This is a genomic window from Micromonospora sp. NPDC049089, from assembly GCF_040648775.1.
Taxonomy (GTDB): Bacteria; Actinomycetota; Actinomycetes; order Mycobacteriales; family Micromonosporaceae; genus Micromonospora.
In genome coordinates this window covers 11,600-25,120 of the sequence record NZ_JBEZEH010000094.1, presented here as the reverse complement: position 1 = coordinate 25,120, position 13,521 = coordinate 11,600, and the positions used below count along the sequence as shown (strand labels likewise).

Genomic DNA, 13,521 nt, shown 5'->3' with positions numbered 1-13,521 from the left:
GAGCTGCGCCGACTGGCCCAGCGTCGCCCCGACCTCGGAGACGACCTGCGGGCCGAGGTGGCCCGCACTGTGCACCGGGTCGTGCAGCGGCTGCTCCACCTGCCCGGGATCGTCGGTAGTCAGAGGGGCGGGGTCACTCACAGTCCGCCGCCACCCTTGCGGTTGCCGGAGTCGAGCACGCCCTGCTGCTCCTTGGCGATGTCGTCGAGCGCATCCTTGGGCTTCTTCGCGCCGTTGAGGGCCGCGTTCACGTTGGTGTTCTCGATGTCGACGAGGCGCGCGTACTCGGGCACGTTCCACATGTCCCGCATCCGCGGCACCGAGTCGGCGTACACCTTGTTGAACGGCCCGGCGTTGAGGAACTCGGGTGACTGGATTGCGTCCGTACGCGATGGCACGCCACCAGCCGCGGCCCACTTCTTCTGGATGTCAGCCCGTTCGAACCACTCCATGAAGTTGAGGGCCTCGGCCTGGTTGTCCTTGGCGGAGTAGGCCGACACGTGCATCCCCATGCCGCCGAGGGGGACCAGGTTCGTCTTCTGGCTCGGCAGGGTGGCAAAACCCAGCTTGTCGAGAATCTTCTCCCTGCTGGTACCAAGCGTCGACTGCTTCGGATCGAGCAGGCCACCGCTCGCGGCGATCCAGTTGAACGCGATGCAGGCCTTGCCCTGGGCGACCGCCGCGTTCACCTCGTCGATGAACCAGTTGCCGGAACCCTTGGCGGTCAGCGGCTTCATTTTGTTGACCAGGACGTCCATCGCCTCCTGGCCCGCGGTGTCGTTGAGGACACCCTCGATCTTGCGCGCCTTGGAGTCCCAGAGGTTGCCGCCGTAGACGCCGTTCACCGTGTTGTAGGTGACGGCCGCGGCGTCGGAGCCGTTGGCCTGGTGGAAGGCCAGCCCGCTGACGCCAGGGTTGTCCGCCTGGCATTTCGCGGCGGCTGCGATCATCTCGTCCCAGGTCTGCGGTGGCTTGTCACCGATCAGGTCCTTGCGGTAGATCATCGTCCAGGTGTCGCCGAGCAGCGGTAGTCCGTACAGGCTGGCGTTCTCGTCGCGCTTGCCGGTCTCCGCCTGGGGGTACTGGCCGTAGGCCGCCAGGAGGTACGGGTCGTAGGCGGTGACGTCGATGTTCTTCTTGACGAAGTCGGTGATGTCGAGGATGTTGCCGTTCGTCACGGCCTCGCCGATATGTTGCGAGTCCAGGATCGCGATGTCGAAGTCGGTCTTTCGCGCCGCGAACTGGGTGAACATGGCGTCGTGCCAGTTCGCGTTCGGCACGGTGTTGACCTTGATGGTCGCGTTCGGCCGTTCCTTCTTGTACTCCGCGTTCGCGAAGGCTTCCAGTGCCTTGGCCGGCGGCCAGTCGAACCAGATGAAGCTGAGCGTCAGCGGATCCTTGGTGAGCTCCGGGATGGTCGCCGGCGCCTTGGGGGCGCTCGCCTTCTCGCCGTCGTCCTTGCCATCGCCGCACGCCGTCGCGGTCGTGGCCACCAGCAGCATGGCCAGGGTTGCCAGCTGCACCTTTCGGCCGGGATCGGACAATCGTCCTGTTCGCTTCAGATACCGCATCTTATTGCCTGCTTTCTGGGTGGGAACTTCTAAGGCCTCGCTATGTGCTTCGCCGAGCAGTTGCTGGGTTGTTCAGGCGCGTTGCCGGGCTGCCGCGGGGACCGACCCGCGGACCGGCGTCACGAGTACGCCGCATGTGCCGGGTCTGCCTGCCGTCGAGAGGTCCTTCGGTTCAGCTGCGACCCGGTGACGACCCGAGCGGGACGTCGAGCATGCTCGTGGGAGTTTCAGGTGATCGAAGTGAAGCGGTGGCGGTGGTGCCGCGATGTGCGGGATGGCGGATGTGCGCCGCTTTTCCTATACGATCGCGTGGGGGCGTCAGCATGCCGCAGCGTTGTGACTGATGTCAATAGTTTCGCGAAGGCGCAGGAAGGGACCTCACGTCACGATGGACGACGAAGCGATGATCGCGCGGGGCCGCAGGGCCGTGACGGGCGGGACGCCGGCGGGAAGATCGGGCGGCCGGCTCGCCGACGAGGTGTACGACACGCTGCTCGGACAGCTGATGTCGCTACGGATCGAGCCTGGCTCCCGCGTCACGATCGACGTCCTGGCCCGGGAACTGGGGGTCTCGCAGACGCCGATCCGAGACGCTCTGAACCGGATGGAGGCCGAGGGCCTGGTCGTGCGGGTGCCCCATGCCGGCTACCGCATTCCCCCCCAGATAACCCGTCACCGGTTCGAGGACATGCTCGAGGTCCGCCTGCTCCTCGAGCCGGCGGCAGCGCGCCGATCCGCCGAACGCGCATCCGCGGAGCAGGTGGCGGGTCTGCGACGAATGCTGGAGGAGATGGCGGAGCTGGAGGGGGGCAGCGGACCCATGGCCTACGGCGCCTTCGGGCTACGCGACGCGGCCTTCCACGACCTCGTCGCCCTGAGCGCGGAGAACCTGGTCATCCGTGAGACGCTCGGTCGCCTGCACAGCCATGTGCACCTCTTCCGGCTTCACCACGACACCCAGGTCACGCACCTGGCCATGGCCGAGCACGAGGACGTCGTGGCCGCGATCGCCGCGCGTGACCCCGACGCCGCCGCCTACGCGATGCGTCGGCACATCCTTCGATCCGGTGAGCGTTTCCGACGATTGTTCAACGAGATCGAGCACGCGGACGGAATGACGGTGGAGGCTTGACGGGCGCGCTGGGCCCAGGAATGCTGACTCAATCCAGATCGGATCGGATTGGATCCACCTCACCCGTCCCTAAATGCGAGGAGAAGTAGGTGCCCAGAGCGCTGCTTCTGACCGGCGACGCCGCCGAGGAGCTCGACACCATGTACCCCTACTACCGCGTGCAGGAGGGCGGCTGGGACGTCGACGTCTCGTCACGGACGATGCGCGACGTGCAACTGGTCATCCACGAGTTCGACCCCAACTCCGACGCCTATGTGGAGAAGAACGGCCGCAAGCTGCCGGTCGACGTGCCCTGGGCCGACGTCGACGTCGAGCGCTATGACGCCCTCATCATCCCCGGGGGACGAGCCCCCGAGTGGATCCGGGTCGATGCCGACGTCAGGCGCATCACCGAGCACTTCTTCGCGCGCAACCTCCCCATCGCGCTGGTGTGCCACGGCGCGCAGGTGCCGGCGGTGTACGGGCTGCTGAAGGGTCGAAAGACCGCGTGTTTTCCCCCCATCACCGGCGACATGGAGAACGCGGGCGCGACGGTCATCGACGCTCCCGACGTCGTGGACGGCAACCTCGTCTCCTGCCGGGGTTGGCCCGACATGCCGCAGTTCGGCAGGGCGATGATGGAGCTCTTCTCGAAGTCCGTCGACCCCGCGTCGGCATGAGCACATTCGACCTGCCCTGGTGACCGCACGTCGGACCGTCACAGTCGACGGTTCCCCCGTCCACGTCCTGGACAGCGGCGCGGGGCCCGCGGTGCTGATGCTGCACGGCTCCGGACCCGGCACGACCGGGTCCGGCGCCTGGGCAACGACGGCGCAGGCGCTGGGCACGTCCTGGCACGTGATAGCTCCTGACCAGGCGGGGTTCGGCCGCACACCCCTCCCGGCAGGCTCCAGGGGTGGGCTCCGGCTGTGGACGGAGCAGGCCGCAAGCCTGATGGATGCCCTCGGTATCGAGCACTACGCCGTGGTGGGTCACTCCATGGGCGGTGCCGTGGCGCTGGCGTTGGCGGCCGCGCGCCCCCAGCAGGTCACCCGTGTCGTGGCGGTCTCGACGATGGGCGCACCCGGGGCGCCGCTCTCTGCCGACCTCGACGCGCTCTGGGCCGCCCCCGCCAGCCCGTCCGGGGCACGAGACATGCTCAGTCGCCTCGTCCTCGACCAGGCGCTCGTGACCGATGAGGCCGTCGACGCCCGCGCGTCCGCCATGCAGGCGGGGGCGGCGGCATTCGCGTCGTTGTTCCCTCCACCACGGGCACGATGGGCCGCCGATCTCACCCTTTCTGCGCAGACGCTGGCGGCGGTGCGCGCGCCCGTGCTGCTCGTGCACGGCGTCGAGGACCGGGTCACCCCGCTCGCGACGGCAGCCCAGCCCCTGCTCGAACACCTGGCCGACGTCCGTCTGCACGTGTTCGGTCGATGCGGGCACGTGCCGGCGATCGAGCACCCGCAGGAGTTCAGACAGCTGCTGTCGTGCTTCCTCGACCCGGACCGAGATCACTGACCGCTGCGGCACTCCGCGATGATGGTGATCTTCGCGCTGTCGTTGGCGGGGTTGGGATCCACGCCTGTATGGTCGTTCTGGCCGTCGACGTCTGTCTGCCGCGACGTGAGGTCGTGTGTCGTCTACAGCGGACCGCTGGCTGAGCACATTAATGCTGCGGTCATCTACCGGTGGATGCGCGCGCGGCCCCGTCCTGCCAGCGGTAGAGGTCGCGCAGCAGGGAAATCTCGGCGCCGTGATGGATGAGCTCCCTGTTGACGTGCAGGACGATGCCCTCCATGGGAAACCGCTCGGGACCGACAGTGGGCGGGTTCTCCAGGTCGGCGTCCGAGAGCTCGCGGACGCCGGCGTTCCATGTCCCGTACATCTCGTCGAGTTGTTTCAGCGCCTCGTCAGCGGTCGCCGCGTAGGCGAATGTCTGGGAGTCGACGTCCTGGCCGCCGAAGTGCCATCCGACCCGGTAGCCCAGGCAGGAGACGATGATGTGCGCCAGCCGCCAGGCAATCGTGGTCACCGGCGCCGGCACCGGGTCAGGGGACGCGAAGTCCATCGTCCATGCCCCCGAACCCGCCGGCATCGATGCGACCGACGTGCCACGTGGGCGGATGCTCCAGCAGCCAGGCACCGGCTCCCAGAAGTACTCCTCATCGGCGAGACCGTGCAGTCGAGGACGCAGGTTCCTGTGCCAGTACCGGTCCAGCTGGTCCGCGATCCGCTCGCTCCTTGTCATTCCCGCACGCTACCTACAGCAGAGGCCCGGCTGTGTCCCTCGGACCGCGCCGCCGGGAGCGCGGTTCGACAATGACAACTCGCGCTGGCTGGGTGGGGTTCCGATGACCCAGGTGTGACAGCCTCGACCGATGACGCGCATGGCAGACCTGGAAGCCGTGGCTTGGCCGCCTGCTCCGATCAGGACCGAGCGGCTCGTGCTCCGTGAGCCCGAAGCCCGGGACCGTGACGCCTTCATCGAGCTGTTGGCGTCGCCAGAGGTGAACAGCTACCTCGGTGGTCCCCGCCTGCCTGGCGAGCTTGAGCGCGAGATGCCCGTGGTGCCCGAGCAGTGGCCGGGGAGCTTCGTCGTTGAGCTCGACGGGGCGATGATCGGCCAGATCCTGCTCAGGAGAGCAACGGCGCACCATCGCCCGGCTGCGATCGGGAAGGTCGACCTCGGCTACCTGTTTCTGCCACGGGCGTGGGGATTCGGGTACGCCGCCGAGGCGTGCGCGGCGGCACTCGACTGGCTCGGCGGCGTCCTTCCCGGCGAGCCGGTGGTGCTCACCACCCAAACCGCCAACGTCGGCTCGATGCGCCTTGCGGCAACGCTGGGGTTCACCGAGGTGGAGCGGTTCCATGCCTGGGACGCCGAGCAGTGGCTCGGCCTGCGGTCCCCGGCCACGGCGTCTGCTTGAGCTGGTCGGCGGCGGCCACGTCCGGCCGAATCTTGCCAGCGCACTCAATGTGCTCACTTAAGTGGTGGCCGGCTGCTCTCCGCCGTTGCTCAGCCGTCGCCGGGGCGCACCAGCCCGCTCTCGTACGCGATAACCACAAGCTGGGCGCGGTCGCGGGCGTTCAGTTTGTGCAGCAGACGACTTACGTACGTGCGGGCCGTGTCCGGGCTGAGATGCAGAGCCGCGCCGATTTCCACATTCGACCGTCCGGTGCCGACCTGTGCCAGGACGTCGCGTTCGCGCCCGGTGAGCCCGATCAGCCGGGCCGGGTCCGCGACGGGGGAGCGGGCGGCCGCGGCGATCACCCGCCGGGTGACCGCCGGTGACAGCAGCGCGTCCCCGCCGGCCACCACGCGGACGGCGTCCCGCAGGGCGTCGGGCGGGGTGTCCTTGAGGAGGAAGCCGGCGGCGCCGGCGCGGATGGCCTCGAAGAGGTACTCGTCGTCGTCGAAGGTGGTCAGCATGACCACCCGGACGTCGGCCAGCGTCGGGTCGGCGAGGATGCGGCGGGTGGCCTCGATACCGTCGCCGCCGGGCATCCGGACATCCATCAGGACGACATCGGGCCGCTGCTCGCGGGCGACTGCCACACCGACCCGGCCGTCGCCGGCTTCGCCGACAACGGTGATGTCCGGGGCGCGTTCCAGCAACGCGCGGAGTCCGGTGCGGACCAGGTGCTGGTCGTCGACGAGGACGACGCGTACGTCGGTCATGCGGCGACACCGGCCAGCGGTAGGTGGACCGAGACCCGGAAGCCGCCGTCGGCGGTCTCGCCGGCATCGAGGGTTCCGCCGAGCAGGGCAACCCGCTCCGACATACCGCGTAGCCCCTGACCCGTCTCGACCGCCGTGCCGCCGGTGGATCCCCGGCCGTCGTCGACGACCTCCACCGACAGTCGGGCCGGGGTCGCCCGGATCGTCACCGTGGCGCGGGTGGCGTGCGCGTGGCGCAGCACATTGGTCAGTGCCTCCTGCACGATGCGGTACACAGTGCTGCCGACCACCGTGGGCAGGGTGTCGACCGACCCGTCGAGACGCAGTTCGACCGGCAGCCCTCCGCGGCGGACGCCCTCAATGAGCGTAGGCAACTGGGTGAAACCGGGGGCCGGCTCGCGTGGCCCGGGCTCGCGACGCAGCGTGCCCAACGTGGCCCGCAGCTCGGCCATGGCGCTGCCGCTCACCGAGTGGATCGCTGCCAGCGCGGCCTCGGCCCGCTCCGGCTCGGCATCAGCAAGTGCCTCCCTCGCCACAGCCGACTGCAGGGTGACCACCGACATCGTGTGTCCGAGCGTGTCGTGCACCTCCCGGGCAATGCGCAGCCGCTCGGCCTCGACCTGCCGGGCTGCCTCCCGGCGGCGTTCCTCGGCCGCCGAGGCGGCCTGCCGGGCCAGCGTGACCCGTAGCGAACGCCGGTTGCGGACGGCGTCACCGAGAGCGATGACGGCGAGTATCAGGGCCGCCTCGGAGCCGAGACCGGCACCGATCACGACAGAGACGTCGTCTCCCTCGACGAGCCGGGCGGCCACCGAAACGGCCAGCAGGCTCCCGCCGACGGCGGCGGCCGGGACCACCCGGCCCCGCTGGGCGGCCACGTAGAGGATGGCGGCGGCCGGCGCGGCCACGCCGACCGGCGGCAACTCCAGCGCGTAGTAGCCGAGGATGCCGGCGGCTGTCGCCAGCAGCGCGGGGACGGTCCAACGCCGGGCTACCAGCAGCAGTACGGCCAGGCCGACCCCGAACCCGCCAGCCAGCACCGCCCGGGAGGCCGGCGCGTCCTCGGTCGCGATCGCCGCCGCGACCAGGCCCAGGATGGCCACAGCGAGCAGCGCCTCGGTTCGGATGGGTGAGGTTGCCTGCACGTCCGTGAGCCTAAGTCGGCGCGGGCCCGAGCCGCTGCCGTCCGCAGGCAACACCCCCGCTCCCGCACGTACGTCGAGAAGCGATGCCAGCTCACGCGGCTGCGCGGCAGACGGCCCCGAATTGGCGACCTAGCGTCGACGGCGACATCACAGATCGTGCCCGCAAGGATTCGAAAACCAAGGAGAAGTACTGCTGTGTCCCGTATCAGGCTGACGTGGATCGTGCTTGTCGTGCTCGTCTGGGCCGCGATGATGTCCTTTGGTGGGGTCGCGGCCGAGACCGTGATGCTCTACCCGAACGTCTTCGGCGACGCACCAGCCTCGCTGGACCGGGCCCGTGAGTTCCTGGTCGCCGGAGGCCCGAGCGACTACTTCCCGCCGCTGGGCGCCTCGGTCGTGTTGATGAGCCTCGCCGCGACCGCCCTCACGTGGCGCAATCGGCGACTGCGGTGGTACGTCGCCGCCGCCGCGGCGGTCTTCATCGCCTGCGAGTTCCTGTTCTCGGTGGTGTTCTTCTGGCCACGCAACGAGATCATGTTCGTCGACCCGGTCGGCACGCATTCCCCGGAGTACCTACGCCAGGTCGCCGAGGAGTTCGTCGCCGGCCACTGGGTGCGCCTCGCCGGCGGAGCGGTGACGTCCGCGCTGGCATTCACCGCCCTGCTGCGCTTCGCCAGGGAAACCGCGCCGGTACGGGTCGAGCGATGAGCGCCGGGCGTCGCACGCTCGGGTTCTCGTGGCCTGCCCTGGTCGCGCTCGCCGTGTTGGCCGCACCGCGGGTGGTCCTGCACGACCTGCACGTCGTGGAGGAAGGGCGGCCCGCCGCCGTGCTGCTCGCGGTCGTACCGCTGATCTGTTGGGTCGCCGCCGTGCTGTGGCGGCGTCCGCCGCGTCCGTTCCTGACCGTGGTGGTCATCGGGGCGATCTACGGTGTTCTTCTCGCGGTTGGTCACCAGATTCTGTGGGACGAGGCGTTCGGTGCGACCGGGCCGAGGCTCGGGGACATCGACCCTCGGGCGCAGGAAGCGATCCTTCGGGTGGCGGCGGTGTTCTCCAGCCTCGTCACCGGAATCCTCACCGGGGTGGTGGCCGGGGCGGTGGCGGCGGTGCTGAGCCGGCTCGTCACCGGGCGGCAGCGCGCCGCCGAGCAGCCGGTCGAGAAGGCGTGGCGCCCGCCGGACGAGGCGAGTGCCCCTCGGCCACCGCGAGGCTGATCTGTCGACCGGCGAGCACCAGCCCGCGCGAGCAGGGGACGGCCGCCGAGCGCGGCCGTCCCCTGAGGTAGCGCGGGTGTCACGCGCATGTCCCGAGGTTCAGCGGATCGTCGCCCCGGCGGTGGGGGTCGGGGTCGGCTGGACCCGCTCGAACCGCACCTTGCTCAGCCATCCCGGGAGGTCGCTGAGCACGTACAGCTCGCCGTTCACATCGGCGCCGAACGCCGTCGGCTGGGTGGGGAAGGTGCCGATCTCAGCGGACTCGTACCCACCGGTGGACTTGGGACGCACTGCGAAAGCGCGGGTCGAGCAGTAGTCGCTGGCGATGTAGGTGCCCCGCGCCTCCGGGGTGACGGACCCCCGGTAGACCAGCCCGCCGATGATGGAGCAGTTCTCGGTCATGTAGTGGTCGTACTCGACGATCGGGTCGGTGAGCCGCACGCCCGGCCGGCACTGCGTCTCGTCGAAGACCGGCGTGCCCTCCCGACAGGACCAGCCGAGGTTCGCGCCACGCTGCGACGGGCGGATGTGGTTGATCTCCTCGATCAGACCCTGGCCGACGTCACCGATCCACAGCGAGTTGTCGGCCGGGTCGATGGAGAACTTCCACGGGTTGCGCAGCCCGTAGACCCAGATTTCCGGCCGCGCGCCCGCCGTGCGGACGAACGGGTTGTCGTAGGGCACGCAGTAGGGCTTCGCCCCGCAGCTGCGGTTGACGTCGATCCGCAGAATCTTGCCGAGCAGGGTGCCGAGGTTCTGGCCGCTCTTGTAGGGGTCGTTCGCGTAGCCACCGTCGCCGAGGGACCAGTAGAGGTAGCCGTCGCGGCCGAAGGCCACCTGTCCGCCGTTGTGGTTGCCGTACTCGGCGTGCTCCTGAGTGAGCAGCACCTGCACCCGATCGGGGGCGTTGATGGGCACTCGCGCCAGGGTCAGCGCGCCGGCCGGCAGGCTCGTGTAGGCCACGTAGAGCATTCCGGTCCGCGCGAAGTTCGGCGCCGGTGTGATGCCGAGAAGGCCACGCTCGTTGTCCGACGTGTCGATCCGGGCGGTCAGGTCGATCACCGGGTCGGGTGCCAGGCCGGTGTCGGGGTGGTAGGCGCGCACAGTGCCGTTCTTCTCCGCGATCAGCATCCGGCCGTCCGGCAACCCGGTGATCGCGATGGGACGCTGCAGACCGAAAGCCACCCGTTCGGAAACCACTGTCAGCTCAGTGAGTGGCACAGCACGGGTTTTGGATGGGCCGGCCGCGGCAGTGCTGGCAATTGGCGTCGGTGGCGACAGGGCCGCAGCCAGGGCCAGAGCGAGCAACCCGGCCAGCATGGCGGCCGGGCGACGACGTCGTCGTGACATGTTCAGCTCCTCGAGCAGGTGGGTGGTGGACACGGTCTGGGAGCGTTCCCACCGTACAGTGACTGCAATCGATATCCAACTGATGTCTGCGCGTCCCGTTCGAGCCTGGGCCGTTCCGCGAGGTCCGGAGCGGGTGACAACGGACGGTAGGGTGAGTCACCGATCAATACGAACGGTGGTGCCGGTGAGTCTGATCCAGGTGGGTGTCACCGCGACGACGACAATGCTGGCGGTCCTCATCGGTGGGTGGCTCACCGTCCGGGCACAGGATCGGCTCTGGCGGCGCGACCAGGATCGACAGTGGCGAGACATCCGGCTGACCGCGTACACCGATTTCATCGGGGCGCTCCGGGAGTACGTAGCGTTTGCTCTCAACCCGGCCGCCCAGATCACCGCGGTGCCGCGCCCCCGTGATCCGGGTGATCTCATGCCGTTCTTCGACGACGAGGGCAGCCGCTACCGGGAGCGACTGGAAAGTACCAAGACCGCGCTTCGGCTGGTGGCCGGCACAGTCGAGGTGGTGAGTCGCTCGTCGGAGCTGGTGCGCCAAGCCCGGCTCCTGGCGGCTGCACGGGCCGGTAGTGGCGCCGAGGCGTTGCCCGCGGAACGATTCGACGCCCTGTGGGAGGCCGAGCGCCGATTCATTGAGGTTGCCCGGGCCGAACTGGGCCTGCCCTCCGCGTTCGCGCCCCGACCGGTCAACGCCCGCCCGTAACCGTCACGCCGGACCCGCCGCCGTCATTCCAGGCCAGACGCCAGGTGAGCGTCGACGCAACTCCACTGGCGGTCGGCTCGTTGGTAGCGAGAGGCGGACGGAGGCGGACGATGGCGGCGGGGCGGGGTGCCGAGCTGCTGCGCCCTCCGATGAGTTCGGGTCGGGCGACGTTCCTGGAGCTCTTCTTCGATCTGGCCTTCGTGGTGGCCCTCACCCGGGTCTCGCAACGTTTCGCCGGATTGGCCGATGACACTGGCTGGGCGCTCGTCACGGGCTTCGGACGTACCCTGCTGCTGTTTCTGGCGCTCTGGTTGATCTGGTCGCACACTGCCTGGATCACCAGCCGGTACGAACCGGAGCAGCCGGTCATTCAAGCCGTCGTGATCGGCACCATGTTCGTCGGACTGATCATGGCGGTGACGCTGCCCCGCGCCCTTGAGGAACGAGCGGTGCCGTTCGCGGTCGCGTACCTGATGGTGATGGTGCTGCGGCCCTTGGTGGTCGCGGTCGCGTTGCGTGGGCATCCGCGACGGCTGGTGCCGTTCCGGCTTGTCGTGTGGGCTCTGGTGAGCGCCCCGCTGTGGCTGGTCGGCGCGTTGGGCCCGGACCACCTCCGCCTGCCGCTGTGGGTTGTCGCCCTCGCTGTCGACTACCTCGCCTGGGTCCTGGGCTGGCCGCTGCCGTGGCTCGGGGTCTCGAGAATAGGTCGGTGGCGGATCGCGGGGACCCATCTCGCGGACCGTTATCAACAGATGTTCCTCATCGCGCTCGGTGAGTCGATTCTGGTTATCGGTGTGGTCTTCAGCGGCGCGGACTACTCCGGGGATCGGGCGGCCGCCTTCGCGGTCACGTTCGCGACCAGCGCGTTGCTCTGGCGGATCTACTTCTACCGCGCCGGTCTGCTGTTGTCGGAGGCGTTCGGGCGGGCGGGTATGCCCGGCCGGCTGGGCGCCACGTCGGAACGGACGCACCTGTTCATCGTGCTTGGCGTGCTCGTCACCTCGGTCGGCTACGAGTTGGTGATCGATCATCCGTTCGGACAGCCGCGGCCCACTTGGCTGCTGTTCGTGGTGGGCGGACCGATGCTCTTCCTCGTGGCCCGCCTGCGCCTGGAGTACGAGGTCTTCGGTCAGGTCTCCCGACCCCAGGTGATCGGCTTGGGCGCCCTGTTGGTGTCCACGCCGGCGCTGGCGCATCGGGCGCCGATGGTCGGGTTGAGCGTGGTGGCCTGTGTGCTGGCCCTGGTCGCGCTACTCGGAGCGCTGCGCTGGCGAGGCCAGTCACTGGAGGTTCCCGCCTCGCCGATCGGACGGGAGACGTCCGGAGACCGCGACTCCGAGGCGTGAAGCGGCACCCGTTCGCCAGGATGGCCCGTTTCATTACGTAATCGCCCGACTGGGCGCACCGCGCGTTCCCGTCGAGCCGGATCCAGCTGGTGGCGGGCGCCACAGCAAGCACAAGATAGAACGGTCGGTCTTGACGGTGAAAGGCCGAGTAGGTACGGTTCCAACAGACAGAACGTTCGTTCCACCTGGCGCCCGGCCAGGTGTACGGCTGTGCCTGAAGGAGAGCGCCGTGCCCACCAAGATCACCCTTGTTATCGGCAACCCCGCCGACCCCGACGAGTTCGAGAAGGTCTATGCCGACGTAATCCGGGCCGCGGAGACGTTCCCGAAGCTTCAGCGGGTCGAGTCGGCCAAGGTGTGGCCGAAGGAGGACGGCACGCCCACACCCGCGTACCGGACGCTCGACCTGTACTTCGCCAGCTACGAGGACGCCTCTGCCGCAGTCGCGACGCCCGCTGCCGGTGCCGTCTTCGGTGGGCTCCAAGGCGCTCAGGTGGAGATCACGGGGCTGTTCTCCCACGTCGAGTAGCACCGCCCTTCCCCTCCCGGCGGCGGCCCTCACCCCGCTGGATGTCCCTTCGCTCCGGAAATTTCCGAGAGGATGACCATGACCACCGTTGCCGTTCCCGGCATCTCGACGACGGCCGCCGCCCTGCGGCGGTTGTACTTCGGTCGCTTCGCCTTCGCGATCGTCTGGGCCGCCGTGACGTTCCCCCTCGCCAAACACCTCAACCCCCTCACCGCCGCGCTGCTCGTGCTCTACCCGCTCTTCGACGTGGCCGCCGCCATCGTCGACGTCCGCGCGTCGCGGGCCACCGGATCGCCCACCCTTCTGTACGTCAACGTCGCGATCAGCCTGCTCGCCGCGGTGGGCCTGGGTGTCGCCAGCGCGTCCGGCATCCCGGCGGTCCTGCGCGTCTGGGGCGCCTGGGCGGTCGTGGCCGGACTGGTTCAACTGATCGTGGCCGTCACCCGCCGCAAGATGGGGGGCCAATGGCCGATGATCATCAGCGGTGGCATCTCCGTCATCGCCGGCGCATCGTTCTTCGCGGCAGCCTCCGCGGACAACCCGGCGCTGACCAACGCGATCGGCTACGCCATCCCCGGCGCCATCTTCTTCCTCATCGCGGCCATCCGCCTCGGCCGCACCGCGAAGGGAAACTGACGTGGAAAAGGCCACGTACGACGTCATTGTCATCGGCGCGGGGCCGGTGGGGGAGAACGTCGCCGACCGCGTCGTGCAGGGCGGCCTGACCGCCGCGATCGTCGAGCGGGAACTGGTGGGCGGCGAGTGCTCGTACTGGGCCTGCATGCCGACCAAGGCGCTGCTGCGCAGCCAGACCGCGCTCCGGGCGGCTCGTCAGCTGCCCGCACCGCCCGAGGCGGT

The 13,521-nt window shown here is 69.1% G+C and carries 16 protein-coding genes; 11 read left to right on the top strand and 5 right to left on the bottom strand.

What is annotated here, in order from left to right:
• Positions 1-137 precede the first annotated feature (137 nt).
• Positions 138-1,523 (bottom strand): extracellular solute-binding protein, encoded by a 1,386-nt coding sequence (locus AB0B48_RS17800; RefSeq protein WP_357202516.1) that lies wholly within the window; start codon positions 1,521-1,523, stop codon positions 138-140.
• A gap of 436 nt (positions 1,524-1,959) precedes the next feature.
• Here AB0B48_RS17800 and AB0B48_RS17795 point away from each other — a divergent pair, with 436 nt between their 5' ends.
• The 3 genes from AB0B48_RS17795 to AB0B48_RS17785 all read left to right on the top strand — a co-directional run bounded on the left by AB0B48_RS17795 (position 1,960) and on the right by AB0B48_RS17785 (position 4,203).
• Positions 1,960-2,703: a GntR family transcriptional regulator gene (locus AB0B48_RS17795; protein WP_357202513.1), complete on the top strand. Its 744-nt coding sequence runs from the start codon at positions 1,960-1,962 to the stop codon at positions 2,701-2,703.
• Between the two features lie 89 nt (positions 2,704-2,792).
• A complete protein-coding gene (locus AB0B48_RS17790; protein WP_355008528.1) occupies positions 2,793-3,362 on the top strand; it encodes a DJ-1/PfpI family protein in 570 nt (189 codons plus the stop codon).
• Between the two features lie 19 nt (positions 3,363-3,381).
• Positions 3,382-4,203 carry an alpha/beta hydrolase gene (locus AB0B48_RS17785; protein WP_357202510.1) on the top strand — a complete coding sequence of 274 codons (822 nt, stop codon included), beginning with the start codon at positions 3,382-3,384 and terminating at the stop codon, positions 4,201-4,203.
• Positions 4,204-4,363: 160 nt separating this feature from the next.
• On the opposite strand, the gene AB0B48_RS17780 is transcribed toward AB0B48_RS17785, so the two are convergent.
• A complete protein-coding gene (locus AB0B48_RS17780; protein WP_357202508.1) occupies positions 4,364-4,933 on the bottom strand; it encodes a DinB family protein in 570 nt (189 codons plus the stop codon).
• Positions 4,934-5,063: 130 nt separating this feature from the next.
• On the opposite strand from AB0B48_RS17780, the gene AB0B48_RS17775 reads away from it, so the two are divergent.
• Positions 5,064-5,612, top strand: a complete 549-nt coding sequence (locus tag AB0B48_RS17775) for a GNAT family N-acetyltransferase (RefSeq protein ID WP_357202505.1) — start codon at positions 5,064-5,066, stop codon at positions 5,610-5,612.
• Positions 5,613-5,701: 89 nt separating this feature from the next.
• Here the strand turns inward: AB0B48_RS17775 and AB0B48_RS17770 are convergent, their stop codons facing one another.
• Positions 5,702-6,364 carry a response regulator transcription factor gene (locus AB0B48_RS17770; RefSeq protein WP_357202502.1) on the bottom strand — a complete coding sequence of 221 codons (663 nt, stop codon included), beginning with the start codon at positions 6,362-6,364 and terminating at the stop codon, positions 5,702-5,704.
• The gene (locus tag AB0B48_RS17765) at positions 6,361-7,509 is read right to left on the bottom strand and encodes a sensor histidine kinase (protein ID WP_357202499.1); all 1,149 of its coding nucleotides are present in this window, start codon (positions 7,507-7,509) and stop codon (positions 6,361-6,363) included. Before AB0B48_RS17765 ends, AB0B48_RS17770 begins: the two co-directional genes overlap by 4 nt.
• Positions 7,510-7,704: 195 nt before the next feature.
• Between AB0B48_RS17765 and AB0B48_RS17760 the strand changes: the two genes are divergently transcribed.
• Together AB0B48_RS17760 and AB0B48_RS17755 are read left to right on the top strand one after the other, a co-directional pair.
• Positions 7,705-8,217, top strand: a complete 513-nt coding sequence (locus AB0B48_RS17760; protein ID WP_357202497.1) for a DUF1772 domain-containing protein — start codon at positions 7,705-7,707, stop codon at positions 8,215-8,217.
• Positions 8,214-8,723: a hypothetical protein gene (locus tag AB0B48_RS17755; protein WP_357202495.1), complete on the top strand. Its 510-nt coding sequence runs from the start codon at positions 8,214-8,216 to the stop codon at positions 8,721-8,723. Before AB0B48_RS17760 ends, AB0B48_RS17755 begins: the two co-directional genes overlap by 4 nt.
• A 99-nt stretch (positions 8,724-8,822) precedes the next feature.
• On the opposite strand, the gene AB0B48_RS17750 is transcribed toward AB0B48_RS17755, so the two are convergent.
• Positions 8,823-10,106 (bottom strand): PQQ-dependent sugar dehydrogenase, encoded by a 1,284-nt coding sequence (locus tag AB0B48_RS17750; RefSeq protein ID WP_357202492.1) that lies wholly within the window; start codon positions 10,104-10,106, stop codon positions 8,823-8,825.
• Between the two features lie 151 nt (positions 10,107-10,257).
• Here AB0B48_RS17750 and AB0B48_RS17745 point away from each other — a divergent pair, with 151 nt between their 5' ends.
• From AB0B48_RS17745 to AB0B48_RS17725, 5 genes are all read left to right on the top strand, one after another.
• A complete protein-coding gene (locus tag AB0B48_RS17745; RefSeq protein WP_357202489.1) occupies positions 10,258-10,788 on the top strand; it encodes a hypothetical protein in 531 nt (176 codons plus the stop codon).
• Positions 10,789-10,898: 110 nt separating this feature from the next.
• Positions 10,899-12,134: a low temperature requirement protein A gene (locus AB0B48_RS17740; RefSeq protein WP_357202486.1), complete on the top strand. Its 1,236-nt coding sequence runs from the start codon at positions 10,899-10,901 to the stop codon at positions 12,132-12,134.
• Positions 12,135-12,363: 229 nt separating this feature from the next.
• Positions 12,364-12,663, top strand: a complete 300-nt coding sequence (locus AB0B48_RS17735) for a hypothetical protein (RefSeq protein ID WP_357202483.1) — start codon at positions 12,364-12,366, stop codon at positions 12,661-12,663.
• A gap of 78 nt (positions 12,664-12,741) precedes the next feature.
• On the top strand, positions 12,742-13,299 hold the full coding sequence (locus tag AB0B48_RS17730; protein WP_357202480.1) for a hypothetical protein: 558 nt from the start codon (positions 12,742-12,744) through the stop codon (positions 13,297-13,299).
• A 1-nt stretch (position 13,300) separates the two neighbouring features.
• A partial coding sequence (locus AB0B48_RS17725; RefSeq protein WP_357202477.1) for an FAD-dependent oxidoreductase occupies positions 13,301-13,521 on the top strand: 221 nt, incomplete at its 3' end.